We start from the raw sequence: 18,519 nt of genomic DNA on the forward strand, positions 1-18,519 counted from the left end.
CTCCCGCGCGCCGTGTGGCCGGCCTTGGCCGGTCCGACTCCCCTCGACCCACCTCAGGACAGAACATGCCCAAGATGAAGCCGCACAGCGGAGCCTCCAAGAGGTTCCGTGTCACCGGCACAGGCAAGATCATGCGTCGCCGGGCCAACCGCGCCCACCTCCTCGAGCACAAGACGAGCCGCCGGACCCGGCGGCTCAACCCCGAGGTGACGCTGGCCCCGGCGGACAACCGCCGTATCTCGCGCATGCTCGCCCGCTGACCGTGTTCGCTGGCCCCTCGGTGAGCTGACCCAGGGCCGTCACGTCCTCGGCGCCCGGCGCCCAGCGGCGGACGACAAAAAATTAGGAGAAAGTGCCCTCATGGCACGCGTGAAGCGGGCGGTAAACGCCCAGAAGAAGCGCCGCACGACCCTCGAGCAGGCGAGCGGCTACCGCGGCCAGCGGTCCCGGCTGTACCGCAAGGCCAAGGAGCAGATGCTCCACTCGATGAACTACGCCTACCGGGACCGTCGCGCCCGTAAGGGCGACTTCCGGCAGCTGTGGATCACCCGCATCAACGCGGCCGCGCGTGCCAACGGCATGACCTACAACCGCTTCATCCAGGGGCTGAAGATCGCCGGTGTCGAGGTCGACCGCAAGATCCTGGCCGACCTCGCGGTCAACGACGCGGCGGCGTTCACGGCACTGGTCGAGGTCGCCAGGGCCGCTGTGCCGCCGGTGGCGGAGGCCGACTCGGAGCCGTCGGCCGCCTGAGCGGGCCGCCGCACGGTGTGCCTTACGGAAGCGGAGTGCCATACGGAATGAGTCTTCTCCCCTCAGCCGGGCCGGGCCGACGAGACACGGTCGGCCCACGTGGTGATGGGAAAGACTCGGTGACCGCCCGCCGGCCCGGCGCCGTCACGACGGCGCTGGGGCCGCGGGCGGCCAGCGTGGCCGCCGCCAGGCGGCTGCGGCGTCCCTCGGCCCGGCGGGCCGAGGGACTGTTCCTCGCTGAGGGTTTCCAGGCCGTCGAGGCGGCGCTGGCCGCCGGTCGGCTCGTCGAGCTGTTCGTCGGTGAGTCCGCCGCCGACCGCCACGGCGCGCTCGTCGCCGCAGTCGCCGCCGCTGGACCGCCGGTGCGGTCCGTGACCGACGCCGCCGCGGCGGCCCTGTCCGAGACGGTCACCCCCCAGGGTCTCGTCGGGGTCGCCACGCTGCTCGGCACCCGCCTCGCGGACCTGCCAGGCATTCCGGCCGCGGTCCCGGCTGGCTTCGGCTCCACCGGCCGGGCGGGACCCGTGGGCGCCGCCGCACCGGGACCGGTCCGGGCGCGCGGGGGAGAATCTGGCCCGGGAGTGGGACCGGCCCTGGTCGCGGTCTGCGTCGCCGCGAACGACCCGGGCAACGCCGGGACGGTGATCCGCACCGCGGACGCCGCCGGCGCCGACGCCGTCATCTTCGCGGGCGAGGGCGTCGACCCGTTCGGCGGCAAGTGCGTCCGTTCCAGCGCCGGGAGCCTCTTCCACCTGCCGGTCGTCGTCGAACCGGACCTCGCCGCGGCCCTGGACTGGCTGCGCTCCGCCGGCTGCCGCGTGGTCGCGACCTCGGGTCATGGCGCCCGCGACCTCTACGACGCGGCCGACGCCGGCGAGCTCGACGCGCCCACCGGATGGCTGTTCGGCAACGAGGCGCACGGTCTGCCACCCGAAGTCCTGACCGCCGCGGACGCGGTGCTTCGGGTACCGGTGTACGGTCAGGCCGAGTCGTTGAATCTTGCGGTCGCGACGGCCCTGTGTCTTTACGCGTCCGCACGGGCGCGCAGAATGGCCAGATCCGGTACTCACGGCACCGGGGGAGGTGGACGACCGTGACCCATACAGTCACGTCGGCGCCCACCCGCGTGGGCGGGCAGGCCGCGGGCCCAGCCGGCGCCACGGGCGAGGTCAACGGCGAGGTTGTGGGACAGGCTGGCACCGCCGTGCCAGCCTCCGCCACTGGCGAAGGGCCGCCCGCCGCGGCCGCGTCGGTGTCCGCGACGGCCTACGACGCCCTGCCAGACGCGGTGGTCGTCACCGACGGGGACGGCGTGGTGCTGATCCTCAACGCCGCCGCGGCTGGTCTGACCGAGATCGACCAGCACGCCGCCGCCGGGCGCCATGTCACCGAGGTGCTACCGCTGGTCGACGAGCGCGGCAACGACTGGTGGGAGGCGTCCGGCGCGGGGCGCGGGCTGCCGCGGGTGACCGGCCAGCCGGAGCGCCGGCTCACCTACGCCGGGCCCGCGCATGACCACGACTTCAACGTCACGGTCCGCTACACCCGCGAGGCCGGGCGGCTCGTCCAGGTCGCTCTCTGCCTGCGTGACACCGCGAGCCGGGAGCGGATCGAGCGCAACCGCTCCGACCTCGTCGCCACCGTCGCGCACGAGCTGCGGTCCCCGCTCACCAGCGTGAAGGGGTTCACCGCGACGTTGCTGGCCAAATGGGAGCGGTTCACCGACGAGCAGAAGAAGCTCATGCTCAACACGGTCAACACGGACGCCGACCGGGTGACCCGGCTGCTGACCGAGCTGCTCGACGTCTCCCGGATCGACGCCGGCCGCATCCAGATCCGCAAGCAGATCGCCGACCCGAAGGCCATCCTTCGCCGGGTCCTCGCCGGCAAGATCGCCTCAGGCACCGCCGGGGCGGACCGGTTCGTCGTCCACGAGGACGGCGAGCTGCCGGAGATGTGGATCGATCCGGACAAGATCGAGCAGGTGCTGCACAACCTCGTCGACAATGCTCTGCGCCACGGGGCGGGTACGGTGACAGTCGTCGTGCGCGGTGCGGAGACGGGAGCCGAGGTGAGCGTGGCCGACGAGGGCGAAGGCGTGCCGGAGGCCAACGCCTCGCGCGTCTTCACCAAGTTCTGGCGGGGAGCGAGCCGGGGCAACGGCACCGGTCTGGGTCTCTACATCGCCAAGGCGCTGATCGAGGCGCACGGCGGCACCATCGTGGTCGGCCGTGCCGCCGGCGGCGGCGCGGAGTTCCGATTTTCCTTGCCCGCCGGGGCCCCCGTCTTCACCTAGCCGCTGCCGCTGCTGGAAGACCGAGGAGCCCTGGCGGGCTGGAACGAGGCGGGTGACCCTGTTCGCTGCCCTTCGGTCAGCTTCCCGTTAGCCCGCGATGTCCACCCCGAGGACGACCCCCGGACCCCCGGTGTCGAGCTTCGCTCGACCGGGCGAGATCACGTTGGCGCCCGGCGCGCGGATGACGCACCCAAGATTTCGTACCCCCGATGTATCCGACGACGAGGCTGATACCGGATTCGATGAGATGACCGAGACGATGACCGATCCGCAGCCCGCCGCGGCGGGCGGGCCGCTCGACCCCGCCAGCCTCGAGGCCGCGGTGGCCGAGGCGCTGGCCGCGCTCGCCGCCGCCGCCGACCTCACGGGCCTCGCCGACGTGCGTGGCACGCACGTCGACGGCCGCTCGGCCCCGCTGGTCCTTGCCCGCCAGAAGCTCGGCTCGCTGCCCCGCGAGGACCGTGCCGAGGCCGGCCGCCGGCTCAACGACGCGCTCGGCACCGTCCGCGACGCGCACACTGCCCGGCTCGCCGAGCTCACCGCCGAGCGCGACGCGCGCGTGCTGGTCGAGGAGCGGGTCGACGTGACCGTGCCGACCCGCCGCCGCCACCCCGGCGCGCGCCATCCCCTCGCCGTGCTCTCCGAGCGCCTCGTCGACACCTTCGTCGCGATGGGCTACGAGGTCGCCGAGGGCCCCGAGGTCGAGCACGACTGGTTCAACTTCGAGGCGCTCAATCTCGACCCCGACCACCCGGCCCGCAGCGAGCACGACACGCTCTACGTCGAGCCGGAGGGCTCCGGCCGGCTGCTGCGCACGCACACCTCGCCGGTGCAGATCCGCGCGCTGCTGTCGCGCCCGCTGCCGGTCTACGTCGTCGCGCCCGGGCGCACCTACCGCAACGACACCGTCGACGCGACGCACTCGCCGGTGTTCGGCCAGCTGGAGTGCCTCGCGGTCGACGAGGGCATCACGATGGCCGACCTGCGCGGCACGCTGGAGGTGTTCGCGGCGGAGCTGTTCGGCTCGGGCCTCGCGACCCGGCTGCGCCCGCACTACTTCCCGTTCACCGAGCCGAGCGCCGAGCTGGACGTGCAGTGCTTCAACTGTCGCGGCGAGGCAGCCCGGCAGCCCTGCCGGGTCTGCTCCGACGCGGGCTGGATCGAGGCGGGCGGCTGCGGCATGGTCGACCCGAACGTGCTGCGCGCCGCGGGCGTCGACGCCAGCCGGTACAGCGGGTTCGCGTTCGGCATGGGCCTGGAGCGGGCCGCGATGATGCGCCACGGCGTCCGCGAGATCCGGGACTTCGTCGACGGCGACGTCCGGTTCAGCCTCCCGTTCGGAATCGAGGGCTAGCGCCGTGCTGATCCTGATGTCCTGGCTGCGCGAGCACGTGCCAGGTCTGCCACCGGCTCCCGCGGTCGCCGACGCGCTGATCCGCGCCGGATTCGAGGTGGAGGGCGTCGAGGCCGTCGGCCAGGGCCTCGCCGGCGTCGTCGTCGGCGAGGTGCTGGCCATCGACGAGGTCGCGGCCAAGAAGAAGAGCGTCCGCTGGTGCCAGGTCCGGGTCGCCGAGCCGACCGCCGGCGATCCGGACACGGGCGTGCGCGGCATCATCTGCGGCGCGTTCAACTTCGCGGTCGGTGACCGGGTCGCGGTCGCGCTGCCCGGCGCGGTGCTGCCCGGCGGGTTCGAGATCACCGCCCGCAAGACCTACGGTCACGTCTCCGACGGCATGATCTGCTCGGCCCAGGAGCTCGGCATCGGCGAGGACCACGACGGGATCATCGTCCTCCCGCCCGACGCCCGGTTGGGCGCGCACCTCGCCGAGCTGCTCGACCTCGCCGACGACGTGCTCGACGTCGCCATCACCCCCGACCGGGGCTACGCCCTGTCGATCCGCGGCATCGCCAGGGAGGCGGCCACCGCCTTCGGCCTGACCTTCACGGACCCCGCCGGCTCCGACGATGCCGCTGGCGCCGCTGCCGCTGGCGCGGGCGGCGCCGGAGCGGGCTACCCGGTCGTGGTCGAGGACACCGCGGCCTGTGACCGCTACGTCGCCCGGGTGATCACCGGGGTGGACCCGGCCGCCGCCACCCCGCTGCGCTGGGTGCGGCGGCTCTCCCTGTCGGGCATGCGGTCGATCTCCGTCGCGGTCGACGTGACGAACGCGATCATGCTCGGTCTGGGCCAGCCGCTGCACGCGTTCGACCGGGCCAAGCTGTCCGGTCCGATCGTGGTGCGCCGGGCGCGCGCCGGCGAGCGGCTGCGGACCCTAGACGACGTCGATCGGACGCTCGATCCCGAGGATCTCGTCATCGCGGACGACTCGGGCCCGATCGCGCTCGCAGGCGTCATGGGCGGCGCGAGCACGGAGATCTCGTCGTCGACGACGGACATCGTGCTGGAGGCGGCACATTTCGACGCGGTGGTGGTCGCCCGCTCCGCGCGTCGCCACCGGCTGTTCTCCGAGGCGTCGCGGCGCTTCGAGCGTGGCGTCGACCCGGCGCTCGCCTCGGCCGCGGCCGAGGCGGCGGTCCGGCTGTTCGCCGAGCTCGCCGGTGGCCGGCCCGAGCCAGCCGTCACCGACGTCGACCACCGGCGCGCACCGGCGGTGATCCACTTCGCGCTGTCCGAGCCGACCCGCCTCGGCGGCCGGCTCTACCCGGACGAGACGGTGCGCGGCCGGCTGGCCGACATCGGCTGCGCCCTGGAGGAGGACGGCGCCGACGACGGGGCCGTGCTGGTCACACCGCCGTCCTGGCGGCCCGACCTCACCCGCCCGGCCGACCTCGTGGAGGAGGTCATGCGGCTCGAGGGCTACGACACGATCCCGGTGACCCTGCCGCGGCTGCCAGCCGGGCGCGGGCTCACCTCGGCGCAGCGGCGGGTCAGGGCGATCGGCCGGGCGCTGGCCTACGAGGGCCTCACCGAGGTCATGACGCTGCCGTTCGTCGGCGCTGGCGCCGCCGACCTGCTCGACCTTCCTGCGGGCGACCGGCGGCGGGCGGCCGTGCGGATCGCCAATCCGATCGCCGAGGACGCGGCCTACCTGCGCACCACCCTGCTGCCGGGCCTGTTCGACGCCGCCGCGCGCAACCTCGGTCGCGGCCAGCAGGACATCGCGCTGTTCGAGATCGGCCAGGTGTTCCGCGAGCTGCGCGAGCCGGCGGCGCCGGTGCCGACTCCGTCGGTGCTGACGCGGCCGTCCGAGGACGAGATCGCGGCGCTGGACGCGGCGCTGCCCGAGCAGCCGCGCCGGGTCGCCGGCGTCCTCGCCGGCCTGCGCGAGCCGGCCACGGTGCTGCCGGGGGACGCGGTGGGAGCCGGCGCGCTGGCCAAGGGCCGGCCAGCCGACTGGGCCGACGCCGTCGAGGCGGCGCAGGCCGTCGCCCGCGCGGTCGGCGTCGAGCTGACCGTCACCGCCGACGAGCACGCCCCCTGGCACCCCGGCCGGTGCGCGGCGCTGTCGGCCGACGGCGAACTGGTCGGGCACGCCGGCGAGCTGCACCCGCGGGTGATCGGCGCCGCGGGCCTGCCGGCGAGGACCGTCGCCTTCGAGCTGGGCCTGGAGGAGCTGCTTGCCGCCGCTGCGCGGCGCGGCCCGGTGGTGGCGCCGGTCGTCTCTCCGTACCCGCCCGCCGACCGGGACGTCGCGCTCGTCGCGCTGGCGAGCGTCCCGGTGGCGGACGTGACCTCCGCGCTGCGGGACGGCGCGGGGGAGCTGCTGGAGTCGCTGACGCTGTTCGATGTCTTCGAGGGTGCCCAGGTCGGTGCCGGCCGCCGTTCGCTGGCCTTCGGCCTGCGGCTGCGGGCGACCGACCGGACGCTGACCGCCGAGGAGGCCAACGGCATCCGCGACGCCGCCGTCGCCGAGGCGACCCGCCGCACCGGCGCCGCCCTTCGGGCGTAGGGCGCGCGGCGGCTGGCCTAGGGCGCGGCTGGGGTCTCGCGGCGGCGGCCGCGGCGGGGAGCGCGCAGGATGAGGGTGCCGAGGCCGGGGGCGCGCAGCGCGAGCAGCGTCTCCTCGGCTCCGGTTCCGGGCCCGTCGAGGATCATCGCGAACCGGCGGGCGGCGCACCGGCCGTACAGCAGCTCGGCGCGGGTGGCCGTGGACAGGATCGCGGGGTGCGCTCGGGCGAAGTCCAGGCCGTCGTGGAACGAGCCGCCGGGCGGCCGGGCGGCGGCCCAGATGTCGAACAGGTCGGCGAATCCCCGTTCGGCCGCGAGGGTCGGCCATCGGCGGGCGACACCGGACCTGCGCTTGCCGAGCAGGGCCTGGCGGGTCGCGTTCAGCGCGCCCCAGTCGAAGCCGGCTGGGTCCGGACCGCCAGCGACGAGCGCCGCCAGCAGCGTCGCCTGCCGCCGTGCGACCCGCTCTCGCGCCGCGTCTAGCCTGGCGCCGGCCTCAGGCCCTGCCGCCGGGCGCCCCGCGGCGGCCGCCGCGGGGCGCCCGGCCCCCCGGTCGCGTGCCTCAGCTGCCGCCACAGCCGCCTCCACCACACCCGCCTCCGCCGCCGCAGCTGTGGCCGCCACCACCGTGGCCATCGCCGCCGTGGCTGTGGCCGCCGCCGTGGTTGCTCCCGCCGGAGTCGCCGCAGCCGCCGTAGTCGCCGCCGGACCCGCCCCACCGGCGACGGGACGGCCGCCGGCCGTACACGGTGGCGCGCAGCAGCCGCACGGCGGCCACGCCCCCGGCCAGGACCGCGATGACGATCAGGATCTCGATCGTGCCGATCATGACACCCGCCTTTCGGGGTTGGTCGCGGCCATGACGGCGCGGTCGCACTCCGCGTGGAACTCGGCCACCGGGGGGTAGTGACCGTCGCGTTCGAGCAGGTAGGCGGCCCGCCCCGGTGGGAGCCGCCGGACCGCCTCGGCCAACAGTTCCAGCTGCGCCGGGCCGACCGGGTGCAGGTGGGTGTCGTGGTAGCGGTGGTGTTGAATCACGCCGCCGGCGACGTGCAGGTAGGCGACCCGTTCCCAGGGCAGTCGGTCGAAGGTGGCGGCGGGGTCGAGGCCGTGGTTGACCGTGTCGCCGTGGAAGTTGGCGACGTCGACGAGCAGGTGGGCGTCGGTGCGCTCGACCAGCTCCGCGAGGAAGTCGGCGGGCGTGAGCTCGTCGTCCGGCCAGCGCAGCAGCGCGCCGGGGTTCTCCAGCGCCAGCGGTACGGGCAGCTCGGCGCACGCGATCCGGACATTGGCGACCAGCACGTCCAGCGCGTCGCGGGTATACGGGACGGGCAGCAGGTGCCCGGCCTCGTGGCCGTCCGCGCGAACGAACGCGACGTGCTCGCTGACCAGGGGCGCCCCGACGGCCTCGGCGACGGCGGCGAGCCGGCGCACGCGGGCCGGGTCGGGCGGCTCGGCGCCACCGAGGGAGAGCCCGATGCCATGGGGGACCACGGGCACGCCCAGATCCGTCGCCGCCGATCCGGACCGCGGTGGCCGTCCGTGCCGGTCGAGAGGGACGTTCTCCGCGATCACCTCGACGAACGTGAGGTCGGTGCGCTCCGCGAGGGCCGCGGCCAGCTCGGGCCGCCATCCCACTCCGAATCCGGCCAGTGCCGTCATCGTCATGACTCGATCGTTGCAGCGGCCAACCCCACCGACGCCGTCCTGTCCGCGACCCGACCGGACCGTCCGCGTGCCCACGGTCTGGCGGGATGAAAAAGGGGCTGGATGTTCATGCGGATGCGTGCATAGAATTGCGGCCATGGGCATGACAGCGGCGGTCATCGGCGGCAGCGGGTACGGCGGCGGGGAGCTCCTGCGCCTCCTGCTCGGGCACCCGGAGATCGAGATCGGGGCGGTGGCGGCGCACAGCAACGCGGGCCAGGACATCGCCGAGATCCACCCGCACCTGCCCGACCTGGCCGGCCAGGCCTTCGTCGACACCGAGACGGCCGTGGCCGCGGGCGCCGACCTGGTCTTCCTCGCTCTACCGCACGGCCAGTCCGCGGCCGTCGCCGCGACCATCCCGGCGGAGGTCAGGATCGTCGACCTCGGCGCCGACTTCCGGCTCGCCGACCCGGCGGCCTGGGCGAAGGCCTACGGCGGCACGCACGCCGGCAACTGGACCTACGGCCTGCCGGAGATCCCCGGCGCACGCGCCGAGATCGCCGCAGCGCGCCGCGTCGCGGCCCCGGGCTGCTACCCCACGGCGGTCGCGCTGGCCTACGCCCCACTGATCATCGCCGGCGTCATCGACCCGTCCGACCTGGTCACCGTCGCGGCCAGCGGCACCTCCGGCGCCGGCCGGTCGGCCAAGGTGAACCTGCTCGGTTCCGAGGTCATGGGCGACGTCACCGCCTACAAGGTCGGCCGCCACCAGCACCGTCCGGAGATCGTCCAGACGCTGACCAGGGTCGCCGCCACCGCGCCCGCGCCGGYCGCGGCGGTCCGCCTGTCGTTCACCACCACGCTCGCCCCGATGCCGCGCGGCATCCTCGCGACCTGCACCGCCCGCCCGTCGGCCAAGGCCGGCACGGACGAGCTCGGGGTGGGCCTCGGGTTCGACGAGGACCTGGTCACCGGGATCCTGCGCGCGTTCTACGCCGACGAGCCGTTCGTGAAGGTGCTCCCGGCCGGCCGCTGGCCCCGCACGTCGGCGACCCTCGGCAGCAACACCGTCCACCTGCAGGCCACGGTCGACGAGGAGGCCGGCCGGGTGGTCGTCGTCTCGGCGATCGACAACCTCACCAAGGGCGCCGCGGGCCAGGCCATCCAGTGCGCCAACCTGATGCTCGGCCTGCCGGAGACCACGGGCCTGCCCGTCACCGGCCTCGCCCCCTGACCTGACATCCCGGTTTTCCCCGCGCGAGGCGGCGCCATCGTCGCGTGCCCGAAGAAATGAGGAACGAACGTGAGCGTCACCGCCCCGAAGGGCTTCAAGGCCGCAGGTGTCGCGGCCGGCCTGAAGCCGTCCGGGCGTCCGGATGTCGCGCTCGTCGTCAACGACGGGCCGTCGGACGCCGCGGCCGGCGTGTTCACCACCAACCGGGTGCAGGCGGCGCCCGTCCAGTGGACCCGCCAGGCGCTGGCCGACGGGCGGCTGCGCGCGGTCGTGCTCAACTCGGGCGGCGCCAACGCCTGCACCGGGCCGGAGGGGTTCGCGGACACCCATCACACCGCCGAGCACGTCGGGAAGGCGCTCGGGATCGGCGCCGGCGACGTCGGGGTCTGCTCGACCGGCCTGATCGGCGTCCGGCTGCCGATGGACCTGCTTCTCAACGGCGTGACGCGGACCGTTCCGCAGCTGTCCGCCGAGGGCGGCCCGGCCGCCGCCGAGGCGATCCGGACGACCGACACCATCAGCAAGCAGGCGGTCCGGACGTCGGCGGACGGGTCGGTCACGGTCGGCGGCATGGGCAAGGGGGCGGCGATGCTCGCTCCGTCCCTGGCGACGATGCTCGTCGTCGTCACCACCGACGCGGTCGCGGACGCGGCGACGCTCGGCCGCGCGGTGCTGGAGGCCACCCGGCTGACGTTCCAGCGGATCGACTCCGACGGCTGCCTGTCCACCAACGACACCGTGCTGCTGCTCGCTTCCGGCGCCTCCGGCGTGACGTTGCCCGAGGAGGAGCTCACGGCGCTGGTCACCGAGGTCTGCATGGACCTCGGCAAGCAGATGATCGGCGACGCCGAGGGCGCCACGAAGGACATCGCGATCACCGTGACCGGCGCGGCGACCGAGGACGACGCGCTGGAGGTCGGCCGGGCCATCGCCCGCAACAACCTGCTCAAGTGCGCCCTCTACGGCAAGGACGCCAACTGGGGCCGGGTGCTCGCCGCGATCGGCACCACCAGCGCCGCCTTCGAGCCCGACGAGCTCGACGTCGCGATGAACGGCGTCTGGGTCTGCCGGGCCGGCGCGCCCGGCGAGTCGCGTGACCTCGTCGACCTCTCCGGCCGGGGGATCGCCATCATCGCCGACCTGCACGCGGGCGGCGCCGAGGCGACGATCTGGACCAACGACCTGACGGACGGCTACGTCTACGAGAACTCCGCCTACTCGACCTGATTGATGGTTCGCTCCGTCCGGCCCGTCACAAGTCCGCTTTGCTTCGCTCGCGGCCTTGCGCCGTGCCGGACTCCGCGAAGACGCGGGGTCGGCGCGGAGAACGGGTTCTCGGAGAACAGTATTTTTTGGAAGAAGGGGTCATGACGGTCGCTAACGGCGTTGACGGCGCGGCGGGGCGGACGGGCGGTCCGGCGGGGGCGCGCGGGCACGCGGCGCTGCCGAAGACCCGGGTGCTCGTCGAGGCGCTGCCCTGGCTCGCCCGGTTCCACGGCGCCACCGTCGTCATCAAGTACGGCGGCAACGCGATGACGACGCCGGCGCTGCGCGAGGCGTTCGCCGAGGACGTCGTCTTCCTGCGGCTCGCCGGGATCCGGGTCGCCGTCGTGCACGGCGGCGGCCCGCAGATCACCGCGCATCTGAACCGCCTGGGGGTGGAGTCCACGTTCACCGGCGGCCTGCGGGTCACCACTCCGGAGACGATGGAGATCGTCCGGATGGTGCTCGTCGGCCAGGTGAACCGGGACGTGGTCGGCCTGGTCAACAACCACGGCCCGTTCGCCGTGGGCCTGTCCGGCGAGGACGCGAACATGTTCACCGCCCGGCGCCGCGGCGCGATCGTCGACGGCGAGGAGGTCGACATCGGCCTGGTCGGCGACGTCGTCGAGGTCGCCCCGGAGACGGTGAACGCGCTGCTCGACTCTGGCAAGGTCCCGGTGGTGGCGACGGTCGCCCGCGGCGAGGACGGCGGCGTCTACAACGTCAACGCCGACACCGCGGCCGCGGCGCTCGCCGTCGCCMTCGGCGCGGCCAAGTTCGTCGTGCTCACCGACGTCGACGGCCTCTACGCCGACTGGCCGAACTCGGACGAGGTGATCAGCGAGCTGGACGCCACCGAGCTGGAGGCGATGCTGCCGAGCCTCACCGCCGGGATGATCCCGAAGATGGAGGCGTGCCTGCGCGCCGTCCAGGGCGGTGTGCCGCAGGCGCACGTCCTCGACGGCCGGGTGCCGCACGCCGTCCTCCTGGAGATCTTCACCGACGAGGGCGTCGGCACCCTGATCACCCCTGCCGCCAAGCAGTCCGACATCGTGGGGGCGGCCACCGTCGCCGGCCAGCCCGCCGCGCCCTCCGCGTTCGCGCCGACCCCGTCGACCCTGACCAGCCCGTCCGGAGGTCCCCAGTGAGCCAGATCGCCCCCACCGCCGTGGCCGACCTGTTCGACCGGCGTGACAAGGTCATCATGGGCACCTACGGCCGCCCGGCGGTCGCGCTCACGCGCGGCGAGGGCACCCGGGTGTGGGACGTCGACGGGAACGAGTACGTCGACCTGCTCGCCGGGATCGCCGTGTCCGTGYTCGGCCACGGCCACCCGGCGGTCGCCGCCGCCGTCACCAGCCAGGTCTCGCGGCTCTGCCACACGTCGAACCTGTACGTCAACGAGCCGCAGGTGCTGCTCGCCGAGCGGCTGGTCGCGCTGCTGGGGGCGGACGCGCGGATCTTCTTCGGGAACTCCGGCGCCGAGGCCAACGAGTGCGCCATCAAGATCAGCCGCAAGACCGGTCGGACGGAGATCATCGCGACCGATGGGTCGTTCCACGGCCGGACGCTCGGAGCGCTCTCGATCACCGGCCAGCCCGGCAAGCGCGCGCCGTTCGAGCCGTTGGTGYCCGGCGCCCGCTTCGTCCCCTACGGCGACGTCGCGGCCCTGAAGGAGGCGATCAGCGAGCGCACCGCGGCGGTGTTCCTGGAGCCGACGCTCGGCGAGGCGGGCGTGATCCCGCCCCCTCCCGGCTACCTGGCCGCCGCGCGGGCGCTGTGCGACGAGACCGGGGCGCTGCTCATCCTCGACGAGATCCAGAGCGGCATCGGCCGGACCGGTGCCTGGTTCGCCCACCAGAACGAGGGCGTCCTGCCGGACGTCGTCACCCTCGCCAAGGGGCTGGCCGGTGGGCTGCCCATCGGGGCCTGCATCGGCATCGGGCCCGCGGGCAGCCTGCTCGGCCCCGGCGAGCACGGCAGCACCTTCGGCGGCGGCCCCGTCGTCTGCGCGGCGGCACTCGCCGTCCTCGACACCATCGAGTCCGAGGGGCTGCTGGCGTCGGCGACCCGGGTCGGCGCGCGGCTCGCGGCCGGAATCCGGGCGGCGGCGGACGCCCGCGTCCCCGGTATCGGTGGCGTGCGCGGCATGGGGCTGTGGTGGGCGATCGAGCTGACGACGCCGACGGCCGGTGCCTTCGAGGCGGCGGCCCGCGCCGCCGGGTTCCTGGTCAACGGGATCGCGCCGAACACCGTCCGGCTCGCCCCGCCGCTCGTGCTCCCCGAGGCCGACGTCGACGCCTTCCTCGCCGCCCTGCCCGGCATCGCCGCCGCCGCGGCGGAACAGGGCGCCTGATGCCCGCCGGGGCCAGGATTCGACCGGCGGTCCGCCGGCTCCAGAACCGTAAGGTCAGCCCATGACGATCCGCCACTTTCTCCTGGACAGCGACCTGACGCCCGCCGAGCAGGCGTTGGTGCTGGACTCCGCCGACCGGTTCAAGGCGACGCGGCGATCCCCGGCCGTCGCCCGCCCGCTGGCCGGCGCGTCGGTCGCGTTGATCTTCGAGAAGCCGTCGGCCCGCACCCGGGTGTCGTTCGAGGTCGGCGTCGCCGAGCTCGGCGGCCACCCGGTCGTCCTGGACGCCAACACGGTCCAGCTGGGACAGCGCGAGACCATCGAGGACGTGGCGCGGGTGCTGTCCCGCTACGTCGACGCGATCGTCATCCGCACCTTCGGCCAGGAGCGGGCCGACCGGATGGCCGCGGCCGCCTCCGTGCCGGTGGTCAACGCGCTGTCCGACTTCACCCATCCCTGCCAGGCGCTCGCCGACCTGCAGACGATCCGCGGCGTGTTCGGCGGGCTCGCCGGGGTGACGCTCACCTACGTCGGTGACGGCAACAACGTCGCGCACTCGCTGCTGCTCGCCGGGGCGACGGCCGGGATGCGGGTCCGGGTCGCCACCCCGCCGGGCATGGAGCCGGCCCCTGATGTCGTCCGGCAGGCCACCGAGATCGGCGCGAGTACCGGTGGGGCCGTCGAGGTCCTCACCGACCCGCGCGCGGCGGCCGACGGCGCCGACGTGCTCTACACCGACGTCTGGACGTCCATGGGCCAGGAGGCGAACGCCGCCGGTCGCGTCGACGCCTTCCGGCCGTACCAGGTCAACGAGGCGCTTCTCGCCGCGGCCAGGCCGTCCGCGATCGTGATGCACTGCCTGCCGGCGCACCGCGGCGAGGAGATCGCCGGMGCCGTGATCGACGGCCCGCGCTCGGTGGTCTTCGACCAGGCCGAGAACCGGCTGCACGCCCAGAAGGCGCTGCTCGGCTTCCTGTTCGCTCACCAGGGCGGCGCGGGCGGCTCCCACGACGCCGCGCCGGCCACGACCATCGCCGGGGCGGCCGTCTGACCGCTGGAAACGCCCTCCCGGGCACGGGGCCTCGCCCCGCGCCACTCTCCATCGTCGCGGCGGGGTCCCCCGCGACCGAACCCTCATCGTGACGACCACAGGGGTGTTATGACATCGGGCACGAGGCCGGCGGCGCCGCTGACCAAACGCGCCCGGCAGGCCCGGCTGGCGGCGCTGGTCGCGGCGCACCCGGTGCGCTCCCAGACCGAGCTCGCCCGGCTGCTCGCGGCCGAGGGCGTCCGGGTGACCCAGGCGACGCTCTCGCGCGACCTGGAGGAGCTGGGCGCGACCAAGGTCCGCGGCCAGGACGGCACCCTCGTCTACACGGTTGATCCCGGCCTGGCGCCGGCGGAGACGGTCCGGCTGCCGCTGTCCCGGCTGTGCGAGGACCTGCTGGTCTCGGCGGAGGCCAACGGCGACCTCGTCGTGCTGCGCACCCCGCCGGGCGCCGCGCAGCTGTTCGCGTCGGCGCTGGACCGCGCCGCGCTGCCGGAGGTCATGGGCACCATCGCCGGCGATGACACGGTTCTCGTCGTCTGCCGGGCGCTCGCGCCGGCGCACCTTCACGTTCGGCCCGCCGGCGTCGACCCGGACGGGCTCGAGCCGACGGTGGCCTCCGCGCCGAGCGGGCCACGGCTGGCCGGGCGGCTGCTCGGGCTAGCCGAGGGCCGTGGCCGGCTCGGCGGGGACGACGAGGACGATCCGCCAGTACGAGCAGGACCGGCCTGACACGTCGTCGGCCGGTCCGACCCGTGCCAGACCCGGCGCCCGCGGACACGCGCGCCGTGAGACACACCGTGAGACGACACACCGCGAGACACAGACGAGACCGCGACGCAGGGCAGTCGCGTGGACGTAGGGAGCAACTGAGGTGGAGACGACCGGCGACAGCCCGGGCGCGACGGCACGAGAGGCCGGCCTCGCTGGCCAGGCCGGTGAGGCTGGGGCCGGGGGAGCGCCGCTGCGGCTGTGGGGCGGACGGTTCGCCGGCGGGCCGGCCGAGGCGCTCGCGCAACTCTCGGTGAGCGTGCACTTCGACTGGCGGCTCGCCCCGTACGACCTGCTCGCGTCGAAGGCACACGCCCGGGTCCTGTACCGCGCCGGGCTGCTCGACGACGCCGAGCTCGCCGCGATGCTCGGCGCGCTCGACGAGGTCGCCGCCGACGTCGAGGCCGGGCGGTTCCTGCCCACCGTCGAGGACGAGGACGTGCACACCGCGCTCGAGCGCGCCCTGATCGAACGGCTCGGCACCCTCGGGGGCAAGCTGCGCGCCGGCCGCAGCCGCAACGACCAGGTCGCGACCGACCTGCGCCTCTACCTGCGCGCGGCCGCCCGCCAGGTCGCCGTGGCGGTGACCGGCCTGTCCGAGGCCCTCGTCGACGTCGCGGAGACGCACGTCGACACGCCGGCGCCCGGGATGACCCACCTGCAGCACGCCCAGCCGATCTCCTTCGGCCATCAGCTGCTCGCCCATGTGCACGCGTTCGTCCGCGACGTGGACCGGCTGCGCGACTGGGACCGGCGGGCGGCGGTCTGCTCGCTCGGCGCCGGCGCCCTGGCCGGTTCGTCGCTGCCGCTGGACCCCGAGGGCGTCGCCGCGGAACTCGGTTTCGACCGGGCGTTCGCCAACTCGATCGACGCCGTCTCCGACCGCGACTTCGCCGCCGAGTTCCTGTTCGTCGCGGCGATGATCGGCGTGCACCTGTCCCGGCTCGGCGAGGAGCTGGTGCTGTGGACCAGCCGGGAGTTCGCCTGGGTGGAGCTGGACGACGCCTTCGCCACCGGCAGCTCGATCATGCCGCAGAAGAAGAACCCCGACGTCGGCGAGCTGGCCAGGGGCAAGTCCGGCCGGCTCATCGGCAACCTGGCCGGCCTGCTGGCGACCCTGAAGGGTCTGCCGCTCGCGTATGACCGAGACCTGCAGGAGGACAAGGAGCCGGTGTTCGACGCCGTCGACACCCTGCTCGTCGTGCTGCCGGCGGTGACCGGGACGGTGGCGACCATGAAGGTGCGCGCCGAGCGGCTCGCCGCGGCGGCGCCGGACGGCTTCTCGCTGGCCACCGACGTGGCCGAGTACCTCGTCCGCCGTGGGGTGCCCTTCCGGTCGGCGCACGAGGCGGTGGGTGCCCTGGTCGCCTGGTGCGTGGTCGAGGGGGTCGACCTGCACGAGGTCTCCGACGAGCGGCTGGCCGAGATCAGCCCCGAGCTGACGCCGGACGTGCGGACGGTGCTGTCGGTCGCCGGGGCGCTCGACGCCAGGTCGGCGCCCGGGGGGACCGCGCCGGCGCGGGTGCGCGACCAGGTCGTGGCCCTGCGCGGCGCGCTCGGCGCCGATCGGAAGTGGGGCGTCGGCTGACCGGCCCGGGATCACGGGACGGTCAGCCGCTGCCGGAGGAGTTCTACGTCCGGCCTGTGCTGGCCGTCGCGCGGGACCTGCTCGGCGCCACGATCCGGCACGGGCAGGTGTCCGTGCGGCTTACTGAGGTCGAGGCCTACGGGGGGACGGACGACCCGGCCTCGCACGCCGCGCGCGGGCCGACGCCCCGGTCCGCCGTGATGTTCGGACCGGCGGGACGGGCATACGTGTATTTCATCTACGGCATGCACTGGTGCCTGAACCTCGTCTGCGGGCCACCCGGCATGGCGGCCGCGGTGCTCGTGCGCGCAGGCGAGGTCGTGGACGGGCTCGCGGCGGCGCGGGCGGGGGCGCCTCGGCTGAGCGACCGGGACCTCGCCCGTGGCCCCGGCCGCCTGGCGCGTGCCCTGGGCGTCGACGGCTCGCTGACCGGATCGCCCGTCACCGGCGGTGGCCCGATCACCGTCGAGCGGGACCAGGGCTACGGCGAGAGCCGTGAGATCGGGAGCGTGCTGACGGGGCCACGCGTCGGCATACGCACGGCGCGCGACGTGCCGTGGCGGTTGTGGCTGGCGGGGCATCCGACGGTGAGCGGCGCCCGGCCTGGGCGCCACCCCTCGGCCCCGCGACCCGATCCGGGCGGGCCGGCAGCTCGATGAGGGGCGCGAACCGGGCGTTCGACGAGAGGCGCGAGCAGGGCGACGGGCCGAAGCCGGTCGAAGCCCGGCCAAGCCGTTGAAGCCCCGCTGTGGCAGCGGAACCGGAAGCAAGCCCGGCCAACCAGACTCCCATATCAGCCAACATCGTCCAGTCGCGACGTCGACGATGTGACGCAGCTCACATCGATTTAGGGCCTCTGCGTTTGACGCTTGCCGCTGGTCGACCGTAATGTTCTCCTCACGGCACCAAGCCGGGCGGAACGCGGAGCCCCACCTGTGAGGCTCGCGAGGATCTGACCAGCGGTGCCGGGAGTGTCCCGATAGGGACGCCGGACGTGGCGGCTACCGAGAAATCGGAGCAAGCTGACACGATCCATATGATCTTTTGGATCAGCGAGTCGAAGCGCCGGCACCCCACACCGTTGGTGTGGATCCGGTTTATGCGTCCGCTCCTTGAGAACTCAACAGCGTGCCATAGAAGTCAGTGCCATAAATACCCCGTTCCGCGGGTGGCGCTGCTGGTCTGGTTTGATGCCGGGTTGGTGGTGTTGTCTGTGGGGGTTTGTAAGGTTCCTTTGGCATTTGATGGACGATCTACGGATCTGTGTCCATATTTTGCCGGGGTTTCTCCCATCGAGGGAGTTTAAAGCATCGATGGAGAGTTTGATCCTGGCTCAGGACGAACGCTGGCGGCGTGCTTAACACATGCAAGTCGAGCGGACCTTCGGGTCAGCGGCGAACGGGTGAGTAACACGTGGGCAACCTGCCCCAGGCTCTGGAATAACTCCGGGAAACCGGGGCTAATGCCGGATATTCACACCTTTGGGCATCTGGTGGTGTGGAAAGATTTATTGGCTTGGGATGGGCCCGCGGCCTATCAGCTTGTTGGTGGGGTAATGGCCTACCAAGGCGACGACGGGTAGCCGGCCTGAGAGGGCGATCGGCCACACTGGGACTGAGACACGGCCCAGACTCCTACGGGAGGCAGCAG

17 protein-coding genes and 1 rRNA gene are annotated in these 18,519 nt (G+C 73.8%); 15 read left to right on the forward strand and 3 right to left on the reverse strand.

What is annotated here, in order from left to right; genetic code table 11:
* Positions 1–65 precede the first annotated feature (65 nt).
* The 6 genes from rpmI to pheT all read left to right on the forward strand — a co-directional run bounded on the left by rpmI (position 66) and on the right by pheT (position 6,960).
* Entirely contained in the window at positions 66–260 is a 195-nt protein-coding gene (gene rpmI / locus BCD49_RS26200; RefSeq protein ID WP_007519921.1) for a 50S ribosomal protein L35, read from the forward strand.
* Positions 261–360: 100 nt separating this feature from the next.
* Positions 361–753: a 50S ribosomal protein L20 gene (gene rplT, locus BCD49_RS26205; protein ID WP_007519918.1), complete on the forward strand. Its 393-nt coding sequence runs from the start codon at positions 361–363 to the stop codon at positions 751–753.
* Positions 754–872: 119 nt separating this feature from the next.
* Positions 873–1,850: a TrmH family RNA methyltransferase gene (locus BCD49_RS26210; protein WP_007519916.1), complete on the forward strand. Its 978-nt coding sequence runs from the start codon at positions 873–875 to the stop codon at positions 1,848–1,850.
* Positions 1,847–3,049: a sensor histidine kinase gene (locus BCD49_RS26215; RefSeq protein WP_007519914.1), complete on the forward strand. Its 1,203-nt coding sequence runs from the start codon at positions 1,847–1,849 to the stop codon at positions 3,047–3,049. Before BCD49_RS26210 ends, BCD49_RS26215 begins: the two co-directional genes overlap by 4 nt.
* Before the next feature lie 247 nt (positions 3,050–3,296).
* On the forward strand, positions 3,297–4,403 hold the full coding sequence (pheS, locus tag BCD49_RS26220; RefSeq protein ID WP_007519912.1) for a phenylalanine--tRNA ligase subunit alpha: 1,107 nt from the start codon (positions 3,297–3,299) through the stop codon (positions 4,401–4,403).
* A 4-nt stretch (positions 4,404–4,407) separates the two neighbouring features.
* A complete protein-coding gene (gene pheT / locus BCD49_RS26225; protein ID WP_007519910.1) occupies positions 4,408–6,960 on the forward strand; it encodes a phenylalanine--tRNA ligase subunit beta in 2,553 nt (850 codons plus the stop codon).
* Positions 6,961–6,977: 17 nt separating this feature from the next.
* Here the strand turns inward: pheT and BCD49_RS26230 are convergent, their stop codons facing one another.
* Genes BCD49_RS26230 through BCD49_RS26240 form a run of 3 tightly spaced genes read right to left on the reverse strand, consistent with a single transcriptional unit; the run spans position 6,978 to position 8,621 of the window.
* Positions 6,978–7,535, reverse strand: coding sequence for a hypothetical protein (locus tag BCD49_RS26230; protein WP_198939464.1), 558 nt, complete (start codon positions 7,533–7,535; stop codon positions 6,978–6,980).
* The gene (locus tag BCD49_RS43715) at positions 7,522–7,788 is read right to left on the reverse strand and encodes a hypothetical protein (RefSeq protein ID WP_007520015.1); all 267 of its coding nucleotides are present in this window, start codon (positions 7,786–7,788) and stop codon (positions 7,522–7,524) included. The genes BCD49_RS26230 and BCD49_RS43715 overlap by 14 nt, the downstream gene beginning before the upstream one ends.
* Positions 7,785–8,621, reverse strand: coding sequence for a DUF692 domain-containing protein (locus BCD49_RS26240; RefSeq protein ID WP_007520014.1), 837 nt, complete (start codon positions 8,619–8,621; stop codon positions 7,785–7,787). Before BCD49_RS26240 ends, BCD49_RS43715 begins: the two co-directional genes overlap by 4 nt.
* 142 nt (positions 8,622–8,763) lie before the next feature.
* Here BCD49_RS26240 and argC point away from each other — a divergent pair, with 142 nt between their 5' ends.
* The 9 genes from argC to BCD49_RS26285 all read left to right on the forward strand — a co-directional run.
* On the forward strand, positions 8,764–9,843 hold the full coding sequence (gene argC, locus BCD49_RS26245; RefSeq protein WP_071042012.1) for an N-acetyl-gamma-glutamyl-phosphate reductase: 1,080 nt from the start codon (positions 8,764–8,766) through the stop codon (positions 9,841–9,843).
* A gap of 69 nt (positions 9,844–9,912) precedes the next feature.
* On the forward strand, positions 9,913–11,070 hold the full coding sequence (argJ, locus tag BCD49_RS26250; RefSeq protein ID WP_007520010.1) for a bifunctional glutamate N-acetyltransferase/amino-acid acetyltransferase ArgJ: 1,158 nt from the start codon (positions 9,913–9,915) through the stop codon (positions 11,068–11,070).
* A 140-nt stretch (positions 11,071–11,210) separates the two neighbouring features.
* Entirely contained in the window at positions 11,211–12,254 is a 1,044-nt protein-coding gene (argB, locus tag BCD49_RS26255; protein WP_071042013.1) for an acetylglutamate kinase, read from the forward strand.
* Positions 12,255–12,310: 56 nt separating this feature from the next.
* Entirely contained in the window at positions 12,311–13,462 is a 1,152-nt protein-coding gene (locus tag BCD49_RS26260) for an acetylornithine transaminase (protein WP_071042019.1), read from the forward strand.
* Between the two features lie 61 nt (positions 13,463–13,523).
* The gene (gene argF, locus BCD49_RS26265) at positions 13,524–14,513 is read left to right on the forward strand and encodes an ornithine carbamoyltransferase (protein WP_007520006.1); all 990 of its coding nucleotides are present in this window, start codon (positions 13,524–13,526) and stop codon (positions 14,511–14,513) included.
* Positions 14,514–14,621: 108 nt separating this feature from the next.
* The gene (gene argR, locus BCD49_RS26270; RefSeq protein ID WP_007520005.1) at positions 14,622–15,242 is read left to right on the forward strand and encodes an arginine repressor; all 621 of its coding nucleotides are present in this window, start codon (positions 14,622–14,624) and stop codon (positions 15,240–15,242) included.
* 142 nt (positions 15,243–15,384) lie between these two features.
* Entirely contained in the window at positions 15,385–16,869 is a 1,485-nt protein-coding gene (argH, locus tag BCD49_RS26275; protein WP_007520004.1) for an argininosuccinate lyase, read from the forward strand.
* Positions 16,854–17,528, forward strand: a complete 675-nt coding sequence (locus BCD49_RS26280) for a DNA-3-methyladenine glycosylase (protein WP_007520002.1) — start codon at positions 16,854–16,856, stop codon at positions 17,526–17,528. The genes argH and BCD49_RS26280 overlap by 16 nt, the downstream gene beginning before the upstream one ends.
* 651 nt (positions 17,529–18,179) lie before the next feature.
* Positions 18,180–18,519, forward strand: a 16S ribosomal RNA gene (locus tag BCD49_RS26285); the annotation flags it as partial.

It is taken from the genome of Pseudofrankia sp. EUN1h, from assembly GCF_001854645.1.
In the GTDB taxonomy this organism is placed as follows: domain Bacteria; phylum Actinomycetota; class Actinomycetes; order Frankiales; family Frankiaceae; genus Pseudofrankia; species Pseudofrankia saprophytica.